This is a genomic window from Flavobacterium notoginsengisoli, from assembly GCF_014207905.1.
Lineage (GTDB): Bacteria > Bacteroidota > Bacteroidia > Flavobacteriales > Flavobacteriaceae > Flavobacterium > Flavobacterium notoginsengisoli_A.
The window spans coordinates 114,671-135,587 of sequence record NZ_JACHLB010000005.1 but is presented as its reverse complement, the minus strand read 5'-3'; the positions used below and the strand labels follow the sequence as shown (position 1 = coordinate 135,587).

The 20,917-nt window shown below is 32.0% G+C and carries 19 protein-coding genes; 10 read left to right on the top strand and 9 right to left on the bottom strand.

The window, feature by feature from the left end; all coding sequences use genetic code 11:
* The first annotated feature begins 119 nt into the window (after window positions 1–119).
* The 3 genes from HNP35_RS15695 (at window position 120) to HNP35_RS15685 (ending at window position 3,313) form a co-directional block, all read left to right on the top strand.
* Entirely contained in the window at window positions 120–947 is an 828-nt protein-coding gene (locus HNP35_RS15695) for a sterol desaturase family protein (protein WP_184164103.1), read from the top strand.
* A 121-nt stretch (window positions 948–1,068) separates the two neighbouring features.
* A complete protein-coding gene (locus tag HNP35_RS15690; RefSeq protein WP_184164100.1) occupies window positions 1,069–1,347 on the top strand; it encodes a DUF2805 domain-containing protein in 279 nt (92 codons plus the stop codon).
* A gap of 109 nt (window positions 1,348–1,456) precedes the next feature.
* Complete coding sequence (locus tag HNP35_RS15685) at window positions 1,457–3,313, top strand: peptidase M61 (RefSeq protein WP_184164097.1); 1,857 nt, start codon at window positions 1,457–1,459, stop codon at window positions 3,311–3,313.
* A gap of 158 nt (window positions 3,314–3,471) precedes the next feature.
* On the opposite strand, the gene HNP35_RS15680 is transcribed toward HNP35_RS15685, so the two are convergent.
* Together HNP35_RS15680 and HNP35_RS15675 are read right to left on the bottom strand one after the other, a co-directional pair.
* A complete protein-coding gene (locus HNP35_RS15680; protein ID WP_184164095.1) occupies window positions 3,472–3,915 on the bottom strand; it encodes a hypothetical protein in 444 nt (147 codons plus the stop codon).
* Between the two features lie 237 nt (window positions 3,916–4,152).
* Entirely contained in the window at window positions 4,153–6,486 is a 2,334-nt protein-coding gene (locus HNP35_RS15675) for a GH92 family glycosyl hydrolase (RefSeq protein ID WP_184164092.1), read from the bottom strand.
* A gap of 128 nt (window positions 6,487–6,614) precedes the next feature.
* Here HNP35_RS15675 and HNP35_RS15670 point away from each other — a divergent pair, with 128 nt between their 5' ends.
* Window positions 6,615–7,238 (top strand): M949_RS01915 family surface polysaccharide biosynthesis protein, encoded by a 624-nt coding sequence (locus tag HNP35_RS15670; RefSeq protein WP_184164090.1) that lies wholly within the window; start codon window positions 6,615–6,617, stop codon window positions 7,236–7,238.
* A 74-nt stretch (window positions 7,239–7,312) separates the two neighbouring features.
* Here HNP35_RS15670 and HNP35_RS15665 read toward each other — a convergent pair whose 3' ends face one another.
* The 4 genes from HNP35_RS15665 to HNP35_RS15650 form a co-directional block, all read right to left on the bottom strand.
* Window positions 7,313–7,828 (bottom strand): hypothetical protein, encoded by a 516-nt coding sequence (locus HNP35_RS15665; protein WP_184164087.1) that lies wholly within the window; start codon window positions 7,826–7,828, stop codon window positions 7,313–7,315.
* A gap of 25 nt (window positions 7,829–7,853) precedes the next feature.
* On the bottom strand, window positions 7,854–8,210 hold the full coding sequence (locus tag HNP35_RS15660; protein ID WP_184164084.1) for a hypothetical protein: 357 nt from the start codon (window positions 8,208–8,210) through the stop codon (window positions 7,854–7,856).
* 94 nt (window positions 8,211–8,304) lie between these two features.
* On the bottom strand, window positions 8,305–9,483 hold the full coding sequence (locus HNP35_RS15655; RefSeq protein WP_184164081.1) for an AIR synthase related protein: 1,179 nt from the start codon (window positions 9,481–9,483) through the stop codon (window positions 8,305–8,307).
* A gap of 386 nt (window positions 9,484–9,869) precedes the next feature.
* The gene (locus HNP35_RS15650) at window positions 9,870–12,059 is read right to left on the bottom strand and encodes a glutamine synthetase III (protein WP_184164078.1); all 2,190 of its coding nucleotides are present in this window, start codon (window positions 12,057–12,059) and stop codon (window positions 9,870–9,872) included.
* A 429-nt stretch (window positions 12,060–12,488) separates the two neighbouring features.
* Here HNP35_RS15650 and HNP35_RS15645 point away from each other — a divergent pair, with 429 nt between their 5' ends.
* Entirely contained in the window at window positions 12,489–13,505 is a 1,017-nt protein-coding gene (locus HNP35_RS15645) for a glutamine synthetase beta-grasp domain-containing protein (RefSeq protein WP_184164074.1), read from the top strand.
* 252 nt (window positions 13,506–13,757) lie between these two features.
* Window positions 13,758–14,729 (top strand): TerC family protein, encoded by a 972-nt coding sequence (locus HNP35_RS15640; protein ID WP_184164071.1) that lies wholly within the window; start codon window positions 13,758–13,760, stop codon window positions 14,727–14,729.
* Window positions 14,730–14,799: 70 nt separating this feature from the next.
* Here HNP35_RS15640 and HNP35_RS15635 read toward each other — a convergent pair whose 3' ends face one another.
* From HNP35_RS15635 to HNP35_RS15625, 3 genes are all read right to left on the bottom strand, one after another.
* Window positions 14,800–15,315, bottom strand: a complete 516-nt coding sequence (locus tag HNP35_RS15635) for a hypothetical protein (RefSeq protein ID WP_184710818.1) — start codon at window positions 15,313–15,315, stop codon at window positions 14,800–14,802.
* A 91-nt stretch (window positions 15,316–15,406) separates the two neighbouring features.
* Window positions 15,407–16,276: an alpha/beta hydrolase gene (locus HNP35_RS15630; RefSeq protein WP_184164065.1), complete on the bottom strand. Its 870-nt coding sequence runs from the start codon at window positions 16,274–16,276 to the stop codon at window positions 15,407–15,409.
* Between the two features lie 163 nt (window positions 16,277–16,439).
* Window positions 16,440–17,312: an AraC family transcriptional regulator gene (locus HNP35_RS15625; RefSeq protein WP_184164062.1), complete on the bottom strand. Its 873-nt coding sequence runs from the start codon at window positions 17,310–17,312 to the stop codon at window positions 16,440–16,442.
* A 450-nt stretch (window positions 17,313–17,762) separates the two neighbouring features.
* Between HNP35_RS15625 and HNP35_RS15620 the strand changes: the two genes are divergently transcribed.
* The 4 genes from HNP35_RS15620 to HNP35_RS15605 all read left to right on the top strand — a co-directional run bounded on the left by HNP35_RS15620 (window position 17,763) and on the right by HNP35_RS15605 (window position 20,835).
* On the top strand, window positions 17,763–18,128 hold the full coding sequence (locus HNP35_RS15620; protein WP_184164059.1) for a DUF3244 domain-containing protein: 366 nt from the start codon (window positions 17,763–17,765) through the stop codon (window positions 18,126–18,128).
* 615 nt (window positions 18,129–18,743) lie between these two features.
* Window positions 18,744–19,148 (top strand): DUF3244 domain-containing protein, encoded by a 405-nt coding sequence (locus tag HNP35_RS15615; RefSeq protein WP_184164056.1) that lies wholly within the window; start codon window positions 18,744–18,746, stop codon window positions 19,146–19,148.
* 516 nt (window positions 19,149–19,664) lie between these two features.
* On the top strand, window positions 19,665–20,069 hold the full coding sequence (locus HNP35_RS15610; RefSeq protein ID WP_184164054.1) for a secretion protein: 405 nt from the start codon (window positions 19,665–19,667) through the stop codon (window positions 20,067–20,069).
* Window positions 20,070–20,448: 379 nt separating this feature from the next.
* A complete protein-coding gene (locus HNP35_RS15605) occupies window positions 20,449–20,835 on the top strand; it encodes a secretion protein (protein WP_184164051.1) in 387 nt (128 codons plus the stop codon).
* Window positions 20,836–20,917: the final 82 nt, after the last annotated feature.

Here is a 20,917-nt window from a genome sequence, read left to right as displayed (position 1 = left end):
ATAAATTAGCCCATAATTTATTTCGAAAGAGAAAATCAGATATATTTATATTTGGTTTTCTCTTTTTCTTTGGATAAAATCGACAAGAAAACACTATTTCAACTCAAATATTTATTATTATGAACGAAATTATTTCTTACTTCAGCACGATTCCATCTTCACACAGAAGCCTTATTCTTGTTGGCGGAATTACTATTTTCTGGTTAATAGAAAATTCATTTCCATTATTCAGAATGCAATACAAAAAGTGGCCACACGCCGGAATAAATTTCTTTTTTACCTTCACCACTATTGTTGTCAATTTTATTTTGGCTTTCATTCTAATCAGAACTGCGAGCTGGACAATAGAAAATCATTTTGGAATTTTGCAATGGCTACCCGAAATACCTGTTTGGCTTTATACCATAATTGGCTTATTGCTGTTAGATTTAATTGGCGCTTATTTAGCCCATTTTGTTCAACATAAATTTAAATATCTGTGGCAATTTCATTTAGTACATCACACAGATATTTGGATTGACACTACAACCGCTAATAGACATCATCCTGGCGAAAGTGTGATTCGTTTTATCTTTACCACTTTGGGTGTTTTGATTGTTGGTTCACCAATGTGGATGGTTTTTCTCTACCAATCTTTATCTGTGGTCGCTTCACAGTTTAATCATGCAAATATTTCATTACCAGAAAAACTGGACACTTTTCTGAGTTATTTTATTGTTTCTCCAAACATGCATAAAGTACATCATCATTATGTGCTGCCGTATACAGATAGTAATTATGGAAATATATTTTCAGTCTGGGATCGTCTTTTTGGGACTTTTACCTACCTTCATAAAGATCAATTGATTTATGGAGTGGATACGCACATGAAGCTGGAAGAAAACAACAGACTAAAGAATCTGTTAAAAATACCATTTGAAAAATCACGATCCTTTAAAAACAGCTAAAAACATTAAAAAAAATATACTCTACCGAAACAACTTATTATTTTTTTTTTTAATATTGATACATAAATTGAGAATCAATCTATTAATAATTAACACCCTATTTTGAATTAATTTTCACGAGATGAAAAAGAGTAGCCGCAAAGAATTGACTTGGGAGCAAACCGAAAGACTTGTTTCGTTAGCTTTAGAAGAAAAAAATCCATTTGAAATTATAAAAAAAGAATTTGGATTAGCAGAAAAAGAAGTTCTGGAAATCATGAAAAAGAAGATGCCTCTTGAAAAATTTGAGATGTGGAAAAAGAAGGCAATCGCAAACAAACCAAAACCAAAACCAGTAAAAATAGATGATTTTGATGAAGATTTGGATGGAAAATATTATATAAAAAATAAACTAGACTAAACTTTTGAGCTCCTGTTTTTCAGGAGTTTTTTTTATTTTAAATTTATTGTTATTTTTAAGTAACTTTTTGACACTTTTTGTGACAAATACTATAACTAAATATATTCAAATGAAAAAAATACTTTACTCCTTAGCTCTAGCGGTTACATTTTGGAGCTGTAAGACAGGTAGCACTGGTACCGCAAAAAGCAATACGGTAGAAGTTAATATCAATCTAACCGACGTTAAAGACGATAAAGTACTGGTAACAGTAACTCCTCCAGCAATTAAAACTGATGAAATTGTTTATAGTATTCCGAAAACAGTTCCTGGAACTTATTCTACAGATAATTACGGAAAATATTCAGAAGATTTCAAAGCATTTGATGCTAAAGGAAATCCGCTTACTGTAAAAAGAATTGACGACAACTCTTGGTCAATCTCAAATGCAAAAACTTTAAAGAAAATTACTTATTTAGTAAACGATACTTTCGACACTGAAAAAGGAACAGGGTTTGGTAACGATGACGTTTTCTCTCCAGCAGGAACTAACATCGATGCTGGTAAAAACTTCATGTTAAATACTCATGGTTTTGTTGGATATTTTCAAGATAAATTAGATGTTCCATACAAAGTTACTGTTACACATCCTGAAACACTTTGGGGAGCAACTTCTATGACAGACCAAGATGCTAGCAATACTTCAGATATATTTACAACTTCTCGTTATGCTATTTTGGTAGAAAATCCAATTATGTATTCTAAACCAGATTACACTACATTTAATGTAAACGGAATGGATATCTTAATTGCAGTTTACTCTCCTACTGGAAAATATACAGCAGAAAGCATTACGCCAGAAATGAAAACGATGATGACGGCGCAGAAAAACTTTTTAGGAAAAGTAAATTCTACTAAAAAATATACCGTTTTATTGTATTTATCAAGCGCGGCAAAAGACGACGCTCATGGTTTTGGAGCTTTAGAGCATCCAACTGCAACAACAGTAGTTTTGCCAGAATCAATGTCAAAAGAAAAGTTGGTTGAAGCTATGAAAGATGTCGTTTCGCATGAATTTTTCCACATTGTTACGCCATTGACTATTCACTCAAAAGAAATTCAGTTTTTTGACTACAATGCGCCAAAAATGTCTGAGCATTTATGGATGTATGAAGGAGTTACAGAATATTTTGCTAACCTTTTCCAAATCAACCAAGGTTTGATTGATGAAGCAGAATTCTACACTAGAATTGCAGATAAAATTGATCAGGCTAAAAGTTTAGACGATACCATGTCATTTACTTTAATGAGTAAAAATGTATTAGAGCAGCCTTATAAAGATCAATATTTAAATGTGTATCAAAAAGGAGCTTTAATCGGAATGTGCATCGATATTATCATTAGAGAGAAAAGCAACGGAGAAAGAGGTATTTTAGATTTAATGCACAAATTATCTGACGAATATGGTGTTGAAAAACCATTTAACGATGATGAATTGTTTGCTAAAATCACTTCATTGACCTATCCAGAAGTTGGAGAATTCTTAAACAAATATGTAGCAGGAACAACTCCAATTCCTTACGATTTTTATTTAGCTAAAGTTGGAGTTACAAAAGCTACTGAGAAAAAACCAGGAAATCCATTCATTAAAGGACAAACTCCAAATATTACAATTGATAAAGCTACAAAAGAAATAGCTGTTCGTCCTGAGTCAGAATCAATTGAATTCTTCAAAAGCTTGAATTTAAAAGGTGGTGATAAAATTTTGACTGTAAACAACAAATCATACAACTTAGATAACATTTATGATTTAATTACAGAAAGTGAAAACTGGAAAGAAAACGATCCAATTACACTAAAAACAAAACGTGGTACTAAGGAAGAAACTATTAAAGGAACTGTGAAATTACCATACGAAGAAGCAGAAACTTTTAAAGCAACAGATGCCTCAAAAGAGAAACTTAAAAATGCATGGTTAAAAGGATAATTTCTTTTAAAAAACATAAAAAAAACCGACAATCACTTGTCGGTTTTTTTATATAATTATTTTTCCGTTTGTCAGGCTGAGCGAAGTCGAAGCCCTCACAAGTCAAACACAACTAGATTAGACTTCGACTTCGCTCAGCCTGACAACCGAAAATACAGTTATTTCTTCACAGGAAATTTCCAGTCAAATTCGTCTTTATCATTGATAATAGCACCAATTTCGAATTTTACCACTTCATCAAATTCTGTCTGAAGAATGAACCAGTTATCTTCATTGAAGTAGTTTTCGAAAGTATCAAAAGTTTCCTGATTGTATTTTGTAATGCCTTTTGTTGCTACATCTTTCTTTACATCTGCAATTTTTCTTCCAATCAATTTGAAACCGAAAACTTCCAGATTATTACTTGAAGCTACAATATAACCTAATTTAAAATCTTCTTCTTGATAAAATGTCAAGCGCGCTTTAAGTGCATTGTACACAAAAATCACATTATCATCTTCATCTTTATAGTTTTTATCAGGTTTTCCTAAAGCAGCTGTTACATCATTCTGCTTCATTCCGAAAAGCAGTTTATCAATTCCTGATTTTAAATTTATCTTCATATTTCGTTTTCTTTATTTGAAGTGCAAATTTCGTGAAGTTTTTTCTTGTTTCGCCACGAATTGCACAAATTTTCGCGAATTTTAATTTATCATGAATAAATGTCTTGTTTGTCAGGCTGAGCGAAGTCGAAGCCCTCGCAAGTCAAATACAACTAGATTAGGCTTCGACTTCACTCAGCCTGACAATTACTAAAAGAAAAAAACTTAGTTCCTTAGCATCTTAGAATCTCAGTATCTTTAATAATTCTTCTTATTCGGTTTACTACTCATATAAAACGTAATTTTCCCACCATTCATAACATCTTCATGTTTTAAGAAAGGTCTTGAAAACTCTTTTCCATTTAAAAGTACTTTTGAAACAAATACATTTTTATCCGATTGATTAACAGTTGCAACTTCAAAAGTTTTTCCGTTTTCTAAATTCAAAATAGCATTTTTCATTAGCGGACTTCCCAAAGCATATTCATCAGAACCTGGCGCAACTGGATAGAATCCTAAACTACTGAAAATGTACCAAGCACTCATTTGTCCGAAATCGTCATTCCCTCCTAACCCATCAGCACCGTTTCTGTACATTTTTTTCAAAATCATTCGAATCTTATCTTGCGATTTCCAAGGAGAATCTGTCCAATTGTACAAATAAACAACGTGATGAGAAGGCTCGTTTCCGTGAACATAGTTTCCAATAATTCCATCTCTTGTAATATCTTCCGTGTTTTCGAAATATTTATCTGGAAGATGCATATTAAACAATGAATCTAAACGAACTTTAAATTTATCGTTTCCGCCCATCATTTTAATCATGTCTGCAGGATCTTGCGGAACATATAAACTGTAATTCCATGAATTCCCTTCAATAAAACCTTGCCCGTGCGTGTCTAGCGGATCGAATTCTTTTTTGAATGTTCCGTCATTCAATTTCGGACGCATAAAACCAGTTTTTTCGTCGTAAACATTTTTATAATTTTTCGATCTTTCTATGAATTCATTATAAACATCCGTTTTACCTAACTTTTTAGCTGCCTGTGCAATTGCCCAGTCATCATAAGCATATTCTAAAGTTTTAGAAACCGAAGATCCGTTTTTATCTTCTGGAACATAACCTTGTTTCATGTAATATTCTAGTCCATCGTAATAAGGAACTTTCGCTGTATTGACACAAGCTTGAAGCGCTTTTTCGGCATCAAAACTAACATTCCCTTTTACGATTGCATCTGCCACAACAGAAACCGAATGATAGCCAATCATGCACCAGTTTTCATTGGCATAATGTGACCAAATCGGAAGCATTTTATGCACACTTTGATCCGAATGCGCCAGCATTGAACTCACCATATCGGCATTTCTTTTCGGCTGTACAATATTAAATAATGGATGTAAAGCACGATAAGTATCCCAAAGCGAATAACTAGTATAATTGGTAAAATTTTCTGCTTTATGAACATTCATATCCAAACCTTTATAGTTTCGATCTAAATCCATGTATTCAGTTGGGCCTAAAAAGGCGTGATACATTGCAGTATAGAAATTCACTAAATCTTCTTTCTGTATGGTTTCAACCTGAACTTTATTCAATTCTTTATTCCAAACTTCCTGGCTTTGTTTTTTTACTTTTTCAAAATCCCAATCAGGCGTTTCTTTTTTCATGTTTTCTAAAGCCGCCGCAGAACTTACAGGAGACAAAGCCATTTTAATTTTGATTTTTTCTCCTTCATTAGTATTAAAATCAAAAAACAATTTTAAGTTTTGTCCTGCCATTTCAGGGAAATTTTTGGTTTGATCAAATTTCCCCCAAAAACCTCTGTAAACACTTTTTTCCTGAGCTGCTTGTCCGTAACTTTTAATTGGCTTGCTAAAAGACATTGCAAAATAAACCGTTCTTGTTCTTGCCCAACCATTTGTTTGGCGATATCCTGTTATCAATGTATCGTTTTCTACTCGCACAAAAGTCCAAACGTTCTTTTTATCATAATTGTAAATTCCAGAAGTGAGATCTAAAATAATATGCGCTTCGTCTGACTTTGGAAAAGTATATTGATGCATTCCGACACGAGTTGTTGCCGTCAATTCTGCTTTAATTTTATGATCTTCAAGAAAAACGCTGTAATAAGCTGGTTCTGCTTTTTCTGTTGAATGCAAAAATGCCGATCTATAACCCGATAGAGGTTTTGAGGCAACACCAGGATTTAATTGCAACTTTCCTGTTGTCGGCATAATTAAGAAATCTCCCAAATCTGAATGTCCTGTTCCGCTGAAATGGGTGTGGCTGAAACCTACAATTGTTTTGTCTTCATATTGATATCCTGCACAATATTTATAAACTTCGCCATTATATTTTCCATTTAATCCGTAAGCGATTGTGTCTGTTTCTGGACTTAATTGTACACTTCCAAAAGGCACGGTTGCACCGGGATAAGTATGTCCCATTTTTGCTGTTCCAATCATTGGATCAACATATTGGATTAAATTTCGTTTTTCATTAATTTTCTTCTGAGCATTTATATTTGGCGTAAAACCAAGCATCAAAAGTGATATTCCAAAGAGAAAATTTCGGCGGTTTATTGTAATCATTTTATAGTTTTCTTATTTTTTATTTGAATTTAGAAAAGTACAACAAAAACTGTTTTTAAAAAACATAATTTTAATGCAACTCTAAAGGTTTTAAATATCTTTGAATTTATTAATCGTATAAAGCCAATATGAAAAAATATACTTTACTTCTACTTTCTTTTTATTCAACCCTTATTTTTTCACAGAAATCGGAAAGCCGTAAACTTACCAAACAAGAAATCAAAGATAGAGAGCTGGAAAATGTAACCGATTTTCCAATTTACAAAGCATTTGAATTTCAGGATAAAGGCGGAGTTTATGAATTAGTTTTAGGCGAAAATCAAAAAACAATTTCTAAAAAAGATACATTAAACACCAAAATTCAAGCCATTTGCGTAATGAATGATCACGGCGGGTTTTTAGAAAAATGGAGAATTAATGATTTATTGGAAGATTACAATCCGAAAGAAACAAATATTTGGTTTTGGACAAAATATTGCAGTACAAAAGATCTTGATGGCGATGGTTATATTGATCCAATTATAGTTTACGGAACTCGAACAGAATATGACGAAATAAGACGTGTAAAAATTATAACTGTTTATAAAAACAAAAAATATGCAATTCGTGCCGTTGAATGCGATTTAGACGATTGCAGAAGTTTTAAAAAAGATCAGAATTGGAATATGCTTCCGCAGAAAATCAAAACTTATGTTGATCAATTAGTGGTAAAACTTAGAAAAGAACAGAATTTACTTTTGAAAGACGGGTAGATTAAATTCCAAATTTAAAAATTCCAAATTCCAATAACTTGAAACTTTATAAAATTATAATTATGAAGCGTAATTTACTTTTTTAGTTTTTTTATCTGAAATAAAGCGCCTAATAATAATCCGATTGCACCTCCTGCATAACTAAAACTATGCATTTCTGAAACTGCAATTAAATTTTGCATGTTTTTAATTTGAAGAGGAAAACAACAAGTTGACTCTAAATTTGAAAAACCTAGAAATCCATAACATAATCCTAATAAACCTATTATTACAGTTGTACTTAGCATTATTAGAATTGCTCCACTAATACTTTTTTTCATCTCTTTTATATTAGGACTAAAGAAACCTATAAGGGCAAAAATAAAACCAGCACAAAGACCGATCCACCAACCAGACCATACACCAATAATTGAAGCTGTTAATCTTGGAGTATTTCTTCCGTATTCAATAAAACCAAATTTTTCAAACAGGTATTCTGTAAAAAATTCATCAGAAATGGTATAAGTGAATTGATTGTGTAAAACGCCGAAAAGTGTGGCGATAAGAATACTTAAGAAGATACTGCAAACAAAGACAAGAGTTTTTTTCATTTTATATTTTTACTATAAATGAAAACTACTCACTCATTTCATCATAACGCTCAGGAACTTGAGGATCGTAAAGCGGACATTTGAATTCTTCCATAACATCAACTAATTTGTTCATGGTTTTTCCTTCTGTTCCGTAGCAGTCGATTTTTACGCTTTGTGGCGTTGTAATAACTTGGAATGCGCCTTTTCCTTTTGGATTTTTCCAGCTGTTTTCATCGACTCTTTCCCAGTCAGAAAAAACAGAATTAATTCTATTTACGATTACTTCTATTTGAAGAATAGCCAAACCTTCAACTTCTTGTTTTTCAACAAGCGCTTCATAAACTTCTTGATTGTTCAAGTAAATTTCGTCTAGATATTTCCAAAAAAGTAATTCGTACATAGTGAAATATTTTTAAACCATATAAGTGATATAAGTTCATATTAAAAGTGTAGAAAAACTAAACTGAACTTATATCACTTATATGGTTAATTTTTTAATAGTTGAATGTTCCGTATTCGCTATTAATAGTAAGTTTTTTAGAATCTGAAGCTTCTACTCTACCTACGATTTGAGCATCTACATTGAATGATTTTGAAATTTCAATAATATCTTGCGCAATGTTTTCAGGAACATAAAGCTCCATTCTGTGTCCACAGTTGAAAACTTGATACATTTCTTTCCAATCTGTTTTCGATTGTTCTTGAATTAACTTGAACAATGGCGGAACTGGAAATAAATTATCTTTTATAACATGCAAATCTTTTACGAAATGTAAAATTTTAGTCTGTGCACCACCACTGCAATGCACCATTCCGTGAATATCTTCTGGACTATATTTATCTAAAATTTTCTTGATAATTGGCGCATAAGTTCTTGTTGGAGAAAGCACTAATTGTCCTGCATTAATTGGACTATTTTCTACTTCATCAGTTAAATTGACTTGTCCTGAATAAATTAATTCTTCTGGAACTGCTGCATCGTAACTTTCTGGGTATTTTTTAGCCAAATATTTTCCGAAAACATCATGACGAGCAGAAGTTAATCCGTTACTTCCCATTCCTCCGTTATAACCTTTCTCGTAAGTTGCTTGTCCGAAAGACGCTAAACCTACAATCACGTCGCCAGCTTTGATGTTTGCATTGTCTACAACATCAGAACGTTTCATACGAGCTGTAACAGTCGAATCTACTATAATAGTACGAACAACATCTCCAACGTCTGCTGTTTCACCTCCAGTTGAATGAATCGTTACTCCGAATGATTTTAATTCGTTGATTAATTCTTCTGTGCCATTGATAATTGCAGAAATAACTTCAGCTGGAATTAGGTTTTTATTTCTTCCAATAGTCGAAGAAAGCAGAATATTATCTGTTGCTCCAACACATAATAAATCGTCAATGTTCATGATTAAGGCATCTTGAGCAATTCCTTTCCAAACAGACAAATCTCCTGTTTCTTTCCAATACATATAAGCCAAAGACGACTTTGTACCTGCTCCATCGGCATGCATAATAAGGCAATGATCTGCATCTTGTGTCAAATAATCTGGAACAATTTTACAGAATGCCTGTGGAAATAAACCTTTGTCAATGTTTTTAATGGCGTTGTGTACGTCTTCTTTTGATGCCGAAACACCTCTTTGTGCGTACCTTTTGCTAGAATCTGAACTCATGAAAATTAGTTTGTGTTGATGTGGTGCAAAGATAATCCCTTTTTTTAATTCTTTGGCTTATTCGAATATTTGATTCATAAAAAAATCGGCAGATTGGAATATCGCCGATTTTTCACAGATTAAATTATGTTGGTTATTGTGGTATTTCTTATTTATTTTCTTAATTCGATGATTAAAATTATAAAACTTCCTTAAAATCAGATATACTAAGAGTACATATTTTTAGAAAAAATTACTTCTTTCCGATAAAGTGTAAATTAATTCGATAAATTACAGTTATTCTCAAATAATTTCACAGGAATAAAACTACTTATTTTGTTTCTTCTAAATTTTAATTCATAAAAAAACCTGTCCAATTAAGACAGGTTTTAGAAAATTTATTAGCATTATTTAGTAAACAATAATTCTCTGTATTTCGTTAATGTCCAGCTTTCATCATCAACCAATAATTCTAATTTATCACAATGATTACGGATATCTTCAAAATAAGGTTTTACTTTATTGCAATATGCTTCTGCCATTTTTTGGGCGTCTGTCAATTGATTGGCTTTTTTTCTTTCATTCGTCATCGCCAACACTTTTGTATTGATTCCTTCAATATGACCAGAAATTTCTTTTATCAAAGTAATTTGTTCTTTTGCAATGGTTTCAAATTCTTTTCCGAAAATTTCTTTTAATCCTTTTACGTTCTCAATTAAAGTATTTTGATAACGAATTGCAGTCGGAATAACATGATTTCTCGCAATATCTCCTAAAACTCTGCCTTCAATCTGGATTTTTTTCGTGTATTCTTCTAATTCAATTTCGTAACGCGCTTCGGCCTCAACGTGATTAAAGATTCCTAATTCAGCAAATAAATCCAAAGCTTGTTTTGAAACTTTCGCTTTTATCGCTTCTGGAGTTGTTTTGAAATTACTCAAACCTCTTTTTGCTGCTTCTTTTTCCCAAGCATCGCTATAACCGTCACCTTCAAAAAGAATCTTTTTAGATTGTTTGATGTATTCTCTTAAGACATTAAAGATTGCGTCATCTTTTTTCATGTCTTTATTCTCAATCAAATTCTCAACTTCATTTTTAAAGTCAATTAATTGTTTTGCAACGATCGCATTTAGAGTTGTCATCGCGTTTGAACAGTTTGAATTTGATCCAACTGCTCTAAACTCAAATTTATTTCCTGTAAAAGCAAATGGAGAAGTTCTGTTTCTGTCTGTATTATCTAATAATACGTCTGGAATTTTACCAACAACATTTAATTTCAAATCTGTTTTTTCTTCTGGAGAAAGTTTTCCAGTTGTTACACTTTCTAATTCTAATAAAACTTTTGATAATTGTGCTCCGATGAAAACAGAAATAATCGCTGGCGGCGCTTCATTTGCTCCTAACCTATGATCGTTACTTGCAGTCGCGATAGAAGCTCTTAATAAAGTTTCATAATCGTTAACTGCTTTTATAGTATTAATAAAGAAAGTCAAAAACTGTAAATTGCTCATTGGCGTTTTACTTGGACTTAGCAAATTAACTCCCGTATCTGTTGCCAATGACCAGTTGTTGTGTTTTCCTGAACCGTTTACTCCTTTAAATGGTTTTTCGTGAAATAATACTTTAAAGTCATGGCGTTCTGCAACTCTCTGCATTACATCCATTAATAAAGAGTTATGATCCACCGCTAAATTGGTTTCTTCAAAAATCGGAGCCAACTCAAACTGATTTGGTGCAACTTCATTATGACGTGTTTTTACCGGAATTCCTAACAACATACATTCTTGCTCTAAATCTCTCATATAAGTAAGAGCACGAGTTGGGATAGATCCGAAATAGTGATCGTCTAATTGCTGACCTTTTGCAGAAGTATGTCCTAATAATGTTCTTCCCGTCATCATTAAATCAGGACGTGAATTTGCCAAGGCTTTATCAATCAAGAAATATTCTTGCTCCCATCCTAAAGTTGCCGTTACCTTTTTTACATTTTTATCAAAATATTTACAAACTTCTGTCGCTGCTTCATCAATTGCAGATAATGCTCTTAATAAAGGTATTTTATTATCTAAAGCTTCACCAGTGTAAGCAATAAAAACTGTCGGAATACATAAAGTTGTACCATATATGAAGGCTGGCGAAGTCGGGTCCCAAGCAGTATAACCTCTTGCTTCAAATGTATTTCTGATTCCACCGTTTGGAAAACTCGATGCATCTGGTTCTTGCTGTACCAATTGCGCTCCACCGAATTTTTCTACAGGATCGCTTCCGTCATAAGAAGTGTCAAAAAAAGCGTCGTGTTTTTCTGCTGTTGTTCCTGTAAGTGGCTGAAACCAGTGTGTATAATGCGTCACTCCTTTTGCAAGAGCCCATTCTTTCATTCCCATGGCGATATAATCTGCCAGCTTTCTGTCTATTTTAGTTCCGTGTTGAATGGCATCTCTTACTCCTTTTAAAGCATCTGAAGTTAAATATTGCTTCATTGCTTTTTCATTAAATACATTTGAGCCAAAAAGATTCGATTTTCTATCAATTTCTTCAAAGTGAACCGGCTTTCTGTTAGAAGCTTCTTGTAAAGCTTGGAAACGTAATGTTGACATGGTTATATATTTTAAATTCGTAATAATTTTCATTAAAAAAAATGAGGAACAAATATAAACAATAAAACCGCCTGAACTGAATATAAATTATAGAAAATTAGTCAATGATTTTTCAACAGAAAATGCTTTTTTCGAAGAATAATGAATTCAAAGCAAAGAAATATAACAAAACTGTGCGGTAATATTGATTAAATAAACATTTTTTCATAATTCCTTAACTCAGAAACTCAAAAAAGTGCCGTAATTATTACGAATTTATTTTTTTAACCTAACTAAAATTGCTTTTTTTAAAATATACCCCTACCAAAATTGCGCTTATCCAAAAAATAATACTTCGCTAAACAAAATAGCCCCCTAATTTTTAGGACTAAAAAAATAAATCTATATTTGACCCAACGAAAAAAAACAAAAAAATTAATTTATATTATTATGGCTAAAATTAAGTTAGAGTACATTTGGTTAGATGGATATGAACCAACTCAAAATCTTAGAAGTAAAACTAAAGTTGAAGAGCACGAAAACTTCAAAGGAACATTAGAAGAACTTGGAAACTGGTCATTTGATGGTTCGTCAACTAAACAAGCTGAAGGTGGTTCTTCTGACTGTCTTTTAGTACCTGTTGCAATTTATCCAGATCCAACTCGTATCAACGGATGGTTAGTAATGTCTGAAGTTATGTATGCTGACGGTACTCCGCACCCTTCTAACGGTAGAGCTACAATTGATGATGATAATGATGATTTTTGGTTTGGTTTCGAACAAGAGTATTTCATCATGGATACTAAAACTCAACTTCCACTTGGTTTCCCAGTTGGAGGATACCCTGCTCCACAAGGGATGTACTACTGTTCAGTAGGTGGAAAAAATACACACGGAAGAAAATTAGTTGAAGAGCACGCTGATTTATGTATCGCTGCTGGAATCAACTTCGAAGGAATCAACCAAGAGGTTGCTTGTGGACAATGGGAATTCCAATTATTCGCTAAAGGTGCTAAAAAAGCTGGAGACGAAATCTGGGTTGCTCGTTACCTATTAGACCGTTTGACTGAGAAATATGGTTACTATATTGAATATCACCCAAAACCTCTAGGAGATACAGACTGGAATGGTTCTGGAATGCACGCTAACTTCTCTAACACTGTATTAAGAACATGTGGAGATCAAGCAACTTACGAAAGAATCTGTGAAGCTTTCCGTCCTGTTACTGCTGAGCACATCGCAGTTTACGGAGCTTACAATGACCAACGTTTAACTGGTAAACACGAAACTGCTTCTATCCACGATTTCTCTTATGGAGTTTCAGATAGAGGATGTTCTATCAGAATTCCTTTAATGACTGTTCAAAAAGGATGGAAAGGATGGTTGGAAGACAGAAGACCAGCTTCTAACGGAGACCCATACAAAATTGCTGCTAGAATTATCAAAACTGTTAACTCAGCGCTATAATTCAAAGCTTAAATTATATTCTAAAAATGCCAACATTATTTGTTGGCATTTTTTTTTAAACTCCAACATATTTAAACTGGGCTGAAGTCCAGTTTAAATAAAGACACATCAAGCAAAAAGCAACAAAAAACCTTATAACTATATAACAATCAACACTTCACAGTTAACAAATATTACTTAATTTTAAAGTTAAATTTAATTTTTAAGTTAAAGTTCAAAACTTATCTTTGTATATCATTTAAAAAAATCATTATGATAGTCTGGTCCCTATTTTTACTTGCTGTAGTTTTTATTCTTGCTTTAGATCTTGGTGTATTTAACAAAACGCCACACATCATTAGCACAAAAGAAGCCAGTAAGTGGACTCTAATTTGGGTTACTTTATCTTTCCTTTTTTCTGGAGTAATTTATTGGCTTTACACCACAGATTATATTGCCAATCCAGACAACTTAAAACCTGCAGTTGCTTCTATGAAGTTTATAACAGGTTACTTAATCGAGCTTTCTTTAAGTGTAGATAACATTTTTGTGATTGCCATTATTTTTGCATCGTTTAAAATTCCGCAAAAATACCAACACCGTGTTTTGTTTTGGGGAATTTTAGGTGCGATCGTTTTCCGTGGATTAATGATTTTCTTCGGGGTAATGCTAATCAATAAATTTGCTTGGACAACTTATATCTTCGGATTGTTTTTACTTTTTACTGCAGCAAAAATGTTGTTCTCCGGCGAAGACGAAGATTTTCACCCGAAGGATTCTTTCGTATACAAAACATTAGGAAAAGTTATTCCGATTACCTCTGAAATGGATGGTGAGAAATTTTTCATTCCAACCAAAACAGCAAAAAAAGCAGCAACTCCTTTATTCGTAGCTTTAATAGTTATTGAAGTTATGGATGTTCTGTTTGCCGTAGATAGTGTTCCTGCGATTTTGGCGATTACTAAAGATCCATTTTTAGTATTTAGCTCTAATATTTTTGCCATTTTAGGACTACGTTCTATGTATTTCTTCTTAGCAAATATGTTGGCAAAATTCAGTTATTTAGAATACAGCTTAGTAGCGATTTTAGCTTTCGTTGGATTAAAAATGCTACTTCACGATTGGATTCAAGTACCAGAATGGGCTTCTTTAGGTTTTATCGCTTTATCTCTTTTAGTTGGAGTTTTGGTTTCACTAAAATTTGGAGAAGAAAAAGTACTTTCTGATTCTGATAGAGAAGAATAATTCTCTCAAACATATAATCATAAAAAAAGGAAATCTTTCGATTTCCTTTTTTTTATATTGAAATTTAAAGTTAATTTTTTACTTTGACTTCTTTAACTTTACTATCATCAATGCCATATCTAGCAATTACAGCATTATAATCAGAATAATCAGCTTTATTAACAGATTTAGCTGCTCCAGTTACGTATCCTGGAATAATTACAATTCTAAATGTTTGATTTAATCTATATTGATCAGAAACCGATGCTAGATCATTTCCATCCATATAAATGCTAACGTCATTTACTGTAAAATTAAAATTATAACCAAAATCTAGTGTACCATCAGCAAAATAATATAATTCAGGAGCCATTTTCCAAACAGGCGCTCCACCGTCAGACCCATCTTGACGATAAACTAATACCATATCACCTGGAAAAATTGAAGGATTCAAATCAATTATTGGATTATAATCATTTTGAGGAGTAAATGACACACCTCTAACTTGAAAAACTTCAGAAATTGTATCATTATCATCATCATTGCTTGAGCAACTCGAAAACGCCATTAGCCCAGCCACAGCGAATAGTGTAAGTATCTTTTTCATAAACTTGTTTTTTTTAAGGATTATACTATAAAGGTATTCCAAAAATTAAACCAAAAAAAGCGATTCAGCTTAATTTAAGTCAAAAAGAACTTTATTTTTTCGCAGTCACCTGATTTTTAAGGAGTATTTTACTGAAAAATAATACGTGATACGGAAGTGAATTTTCCCAATAATCCCAAGTATGTGCTCCTGGACGTTCGGTATAATCGTGATCAACTTTATTATAAACCAATCTTCTGTGCAATTCGCGATTTGGTTCAATTAAAAAATCATCAACACCACAGTCTATAATTAGCGGCAATTTATTTGTTTTCAATTTATCAGCCATTCTTAAAACAGAATTTTGCTCGTATAATTCTGTGTTTCCGCTTTTATCTCCAAAAACGGGCTGCATTAATTTTACAATTTGAGCAGAAGAATCTCTATTCAACATCGTACTCATATCTACTGCACCGCTCATACTTCCTGCAGCGCAGAACAAATCAGGATGTCGGGCAGATAAATATAACGCACCGTGACCTCCCATAGAAAGACCAGTAATTACTCTTCCGTTTTTATTTGCGATTGTTTTATAAGTCTTATCCACTTTTTGAATAACTTCTTGTGTAATAAAAGTTTCAAACTGACTTTCTTTATTTACTGGACTATCAATATAAAAACTAAAAGTCTCACCTTCTGGCATTACAATAATCATATTATACTGATCCGCAAGATTGTGAACTAGTTTTTTATTCGGAGTATTTTTAAGCCAGTCGCTAAAATGTCCGTAAGCTCCATGCAATAAATACATTACCGGAAAAGTGGTTTTACTTTTAGCATAAGAATTTGGCAAAACTACCGCAGCTTTGTAGGTTTTACCCATAGCAACGCTAGGAACTTGTAAAGTGTCTACTTTTGCAGCATATGTCATGGTGGTAAGACAAAGCAAAAATGCAGACAAGAGCATTTTAATTTTTTTCATTTTATGTTTTTTTCTGATTAGGGAATGTAAATATAACTTTTTTCAGAATGCATATATGAAAAATCTGACCTACATGTCTACAAAAAAGATAGCCACGAATTCAAGAATTTTATTAATCTAAATTCGTGAATTCGTGGCTACAAAAATCAATTAAGCTAAAATATCAGCTAATTATAATCTTATGTTCATGTCGATATTGCGAAGCGCTTTTACCTGTATATTGTTTGAACGATTTACTGAAATGGCTAAAATTATTAAAACCGCTTTCATAACAAACCTCATTAATACTAATTGGCTGTTCTGCTAAAAGCTTAGAAGCATGCACCAACCTATATTCATTTACAAATTCTGTAAATGTTTTATTAGAAATCTTTTTGAAATAACGACAGAATGAAGGCGTAGTCATACTTACCAAACTTGAAACCTCATCTATCGAAATAGATTCTTGAAAATGATCTTTTACAAAATTAAAAACCACATTCATACGATCATTATCTTGAGTTTGCAACTCTAGTGAAAAACCGTCGGCATTTAATATAGTAGATTCAGTCGAAGAATCTAATTCATCTAAAATTCCTAAAAGAGTAAGCAGTCTTTGAAATGGCGGTTCATTTTCCATCATTTCGATTTTCTTTCCTATTCTTTTTTTTGTTTCACCACCAAAAGCGATTCCGCCTTTAGCTTGTTTTAAAATATTCTGAACTTTTCTCATTTCTGGAGCAACAAAAAAATCGCTTCCTAAAAATTCAGGTTTTATATGAATAACAGTTTCTGTTGTATTTCCTGTCTGTTCATTTGTAAAGCCGCAGTGCGGCAAATTAGCTCCTATTAAAAGTAAACTACCATTGGTATAATAAGAAACGTGACTTCCTATTTGTCTCTTCCCCGCCCCACCATTAATATAAACCAACTCAATCTCTGGATGATAATGCCATAAATGAGCTTTGCTATTGGTCTTTTCGGCGTGTTTAGCGTAAGTAAAAGAACTTCCGTATGAGTTAGTTATCACTTCAAGAGCTGGGGCAATAGTCTTCATGATAATTTCTTTAAAAAATAATAGCAAATTTAACAAAAACACCTAAAATAATTTAAATTTTAACCTATAACGGTTTCGTAAATGCGGATTTTGCATAAAAAACAGCTATTTTATACTGATGATTTTTCATCAAAATAGACTTTTTTTTAGGGTCTCGTTTTTTTCTCCGCTTTTTTTTTGATAAATCATATTTTAAAGCGCGATTTTATACCAATATAGTATTTTTTGTAAGAAAGATGGAAATTTTAAGAAGAATCAAATTTTGAAGAAACTTTGAAAAATAACAACCAAATTAACAGAAACATAACATTAAACGCAAATTTTAACCTATAACGGTTTCGTAAATGAGAATATAGCATATAAATTGGAAAATACAGTGGATAAAATAACACAACTGCTGCTATAACTTTGCCTCAGAGAAAAGAACTAAAAAAATTAATACTACAGAATATGAAAAAGATTATGAAATTAAGTTTAGTATGTGCAGTACTTCTAACAGGAATGAGTACTTATGCAATTGATGGAAATGAAGCATTAAATCTTCATGTATTAAAAGGAAATGGCAAGGTTATTGCATTTGGAATTAACCAACTTCAAAGAGCTACTATTAGCATTTATGATACAAATGGTAATGTACTATATACTGAAAACGCTTCTGGTAAAGAAGGAATTTTAAGAACTTTCAGTTTAGAAGAGTTTCCAGAAGGAAAATATACTTTAGAAGTTGCAGATAGCTACAAAAAAGTAAAATACGATATTACAGTAGATGCTAAAAACTCAGTTTTGTCTTCAAAAGGAGTTTCTTCAGTTTACTAAGAAAATATTAAAGTTAAGTGTTACTTCACGGCACTTAAAATTTTATACTCTAATAAAGTATAAAAAGTGAGGTTAGATAGTTAGTAAGTTAAAAACTTTCAAAAGTTTTAAAAACGGCTCTTTGTGGTTACTGAGCCGTTTTTTTTTGCTTTATACTTTTTTATTTAACCGCAAAGGCGCTAAGGTTTACGCAAAGTTCGCAAAGTTTTTTCCATAAAGCTTTGCGAACTTTGCGTTTATATTCACAATTCCAGGCAAAAAAACCTTGCGTTCTTTGCGGTTAAATACACAATCCAATTAAAAACTTAGAATCTTAGCATCTTAGAATCTCAATAACTTAGAATCTTAGCAACTTAGAACCTTAGCATCTTTAAAGCATTCCTACATTTAGTAAAGAAACCTTTAAATTATTGCAAAGTTAAAATCAAGAAAAACGTTGAAAGAAAATAACCAAATTAGCTAAAACGATAAAAATAAACTCAAATTTTAACATATAACGGTTTCGTAAATGAAAATATAGCATATAAATCGGAAAATATAGTTGCGTTTTTATACTTACAACAGAAGTAATTTAGCATCAGAGAATTAGAACTATTAATTTAAAAATTAAGTCCCATGAAAAAGATTGCAAAAATTAGTTTAGTAGCAGCGTTGCTTTTCACAGGAATTAGCACTTACGCAATTGATGGAACGTCGGAGTTTAATCTTCACGTATTAAAAGCTAATGGTAAATTGATCACGTTCGGTCTTAACCAAACACAGAAAGCCAACTTAGCAATATATGACAAAGAAGGAACTTTAATTTATTCTGAAACTGCTTCTGGCAAAGATGGAATTTTAAGAACTTTCAGTCTAGAAGAATTTCCAGAAGGAACTTACTTCTTAGAAGTTGAAGACAATACTAAAAAAGCAAAATACGAAATTAAAGTAACTGACGAAGCAACTGTTTTATCGAAAGATGCAGTTTCTTCAGTTTACAAATCAGATTTTGCCAAAAATACTAGTGTGGCAACACGCTAAAAAAGTTTTATACTCTCATACAGTATAAAAAGTGAGGTTAGATAGTTAGTAAGTTAAAAAACTTTCAAAAGTTTTAAAAACAGCTCTTTGTGGTTACTGAGCTGTTTTTTTTTGCTTTTTATTTAAAGGTTTTAACGCAAAGTTCGCGAAGAAAAAGCGCAAAGTCCGCAAAGTTTTTTACACAAAGCTTTGCGGACTTTGTCGTTTGTATAAACCTCATGTATATAATAATTCCTAGCGTTCTTTGCGTAAATCTTTGCGAGCTTTGCGGTTAAACTACACAATCTTTTATGTAAATAAATTCTTAACGTAAAGTAAATTCAAAATCAAGCAAAACATTAAAAAATAATAACTTAATTAACAAAAACGTTAAATATAATTCAAGTTTTAACCTATAACGGTTTCGTAAATGAGAATATAGCATAGAAATAGGAAAATACAGTTGCACTTTTTCATGTATATGATAACTAATTTAGCATCAGAGAATTAGAACTAATAATTTAAAAATCAAGTCCCATGAAAAAGATTGCAAAAATGAGTTTAGTAGCAGCGTTGCTTTTCACAGGAATTAGCACTTACGCAATTGACGGAACGTCGGAGTTTAACCTTCACGTATTGAAAGCTAATGGAAAACTGATCACTTTCGCTCTTAACAAAGTACAGAAAGCCAGCTTAGCAATTTATGACAAAGACGGAACGCTAATTTATTCTGAAAATGCTTCTGGTAAAGAAGGAATTTTGAGAACTTTCAGTTTAGAAGAATTTCCAGAAGGAACTTACTTCTTAGAAGTAGAAGACAATGTAAAAAGAGCAAAATATGAAATTAAGATAACTGAAGATACCTCTGTTTTATCTAGAAATGCAGTTTCATCAGTTTACAAATCTGGTTTTGCTAAAAATACAAATGTCGCAGCTCGTTAAGGTTTTATACTAATGGTATAAAATGAGGTTAGAAAAAATTAAAAAGTAAACTTTTAATGTCAAAAGAACAGCTCTTTGTTGGTTAATGAGCTGTTTTTTTGTGCTTAAAATTAAAGGTGTTTTTTACACTAAATCTTTTTCTGAAAAGATATTCTTATTAATTCAACTCTTTGATTTCTAAGCGCTAAAAAAAATCGAAAAAATTTTAAAAAAAATAAATCCGCGAGCCCAGTATTTACGTACATAGCTCAAACAAAGTACAGAAATAGTTTTAATTCAGCAACTTAAGTGTTTAAAAATGCTATTTTTTTGCTAAAAATTAAATTTGTATTTGTAGTTTTACGCGTTCCACATTTAGTAATTAACAATTTAAAAAAACATGACAAAATTTACCAAAGCTGGTTTAGTTGCTGCCTTTTTTTTAGCGACTGTGTTTACCTATGCCATTGATGGAAAAGGTGACTATATTTTAAACATTAAAACAGGAAACGGAAAAGTAGTTAGCTTTACTTTAGACACTGTTGAGAGTTCATCTTTCTCTATTTATGATGAGAATCACAACTTACTTTATGCAGGAGACGCTTTAGCAGATAAGTTAGAGGTTTCAAAAACAATTAGTTTAGAAAACTTTCCAGCAGGAACTTATGTTCTTGAATTGAAAGCAAACGACAAAATTGCGAAACACGAAATTAAAGTTGCTGCTAAAAAGGTAAAAACTGTGAAATTAGACAATTCTGCTAATCATAGTCCAGGATTTCGTCGTTAAATCACTTTTTTTGCCCTAAAAAAAGATGAAAGCAGCTCGTACCAGGAGCTGCTTTTTTTATGTCTATTTTTTATTTTATAAT

Coding starts and splice junctions, on each gene's coding strand:
- HNP35_RS15660 (WP_184164084.1), bottom strand. CDS start 8,210: ATGTACGAATTACTTTTTTGGAAATATCTAGACGAAATTTACTTGAAC.
- HNP35_RS15615 (WP_184164056.1), top strand. CDS start 18,744: ATGAAAAAGATTGCAAAAATTAGTTTAGTAGCAGCGTTGCTTTTCACA.
- HNP35_RS15645 (WP_184164074.1), top strand. CDS start 12,489: ATGGCTAAAATTAAGTTAGAGTACATTTGGTTAGATGGATATGAACCA.
- HNP35_RS15670 (WP_184164090.1), top strand. CDS start 6,615: ATGAAAAAATATACTTTACTTCTACTTTCTTTTTATTCAACCCTTATT.
- HNP35_RS15620 (WP_184164059.1), top strand. CDS start 17,763: ATGAAAAAGATTATGAAATTAAGTTTAGTATGTGCAGTACTTCTAACA.
- HNP35_RS15685 (WP_184164097.1), top strand. CDS start 1,457: ATGAAAAAAATACTTTACTCCTTAGCTCTAGCGGTTACATTTTGGAGC.
- HNP35_RS15605 (WP_184164051.1), top strand. CDS start 20,449: ATGACAAAATTTACCAAAGCTGGTTTAGTTGCTGCCTTTTTTTTAGCG.
- HNP35_RS15650 (WP_184164078.1), bottom strand. CDS start 12,059: ATGTCAACATTACGTTTCCAAGCTTTACAAGAAGCTTCTAACAGAAAG.
- HNP35_RS15635 (WP_184710818.1), bottom strand. CDS start 15,315: ATGAAAAAGATACTTACACTATTCGCTGTGGCTGGGCTAATGGCGTTT.
- HNP35_RS15640 (WP_184164071.1), top strand. CDS start 13,758: ATGATAGTCTGGTCCCTATTTTTACTTGCTGTAGTTTTTATTCTTGCT.
- HNP35_RS15665 (WP_184164087.1), bottom strand. CDS start 7,828: ATGAAAAAAACTCTTGTCTTTGTTTGCAGTATCTTCTTAAGTATTCTT.
- HNP35_RS15630 (WP_184164065.1), bottom strand. CDS start 16,276: ATGAAAAAAATTAAAATGCTCTTGTCTGCATTTTTGCTTTGTCTTACC.
- HNP35_RS15675 (WP_184164092.1), bottom strand. CDS start 6,486: ATGATTACAATAAACCGCCGAAATTTTCTCTTTGGAATATCACTTTTG.
- HNP35_RS15625 (WP_184164062.1), bottom strand. CDS start 17,312: ATGAAGACTATTGCCCCAGCTCTTGAAGTGATAACTAACTCATACGGA.
- HNP35_RS15695 (WP_184164103.1), top strand. CDS start 120: ATGAACGAAATTATTTCTTACTTCAGCACGATTCCATCTTCACACAGA.
- HNP35_RS15610 (WP_184164054.1), top strand. CDS start 19,665: ATGAAAAAGATTGCAAAAATGAGTTTAGTAGCAGCGTTGCTTTTCACA.
- HNP35_RS15680 (WP_184164095.1), bottom strand. CDS start 3,915: ATGAAGATAAATTTAAAATCAGGAATTGATAAACTGCTTTTCGGAATG.
- HNP35_RS15655 (WP_184164081.1), bottom strand. CDS start 9,483: ATGAGTTCAGATTCTAGCAAAAGGTACGCACAAAGAGGTGTTTCGGCA.
- HNP35_RS15690 (WP_184164100.1), top strand. CDS start 1,069: ATGAAAAAGAGTAGCCGCAAAGAATTGACTTGGGAGCAAACCGAAAGA.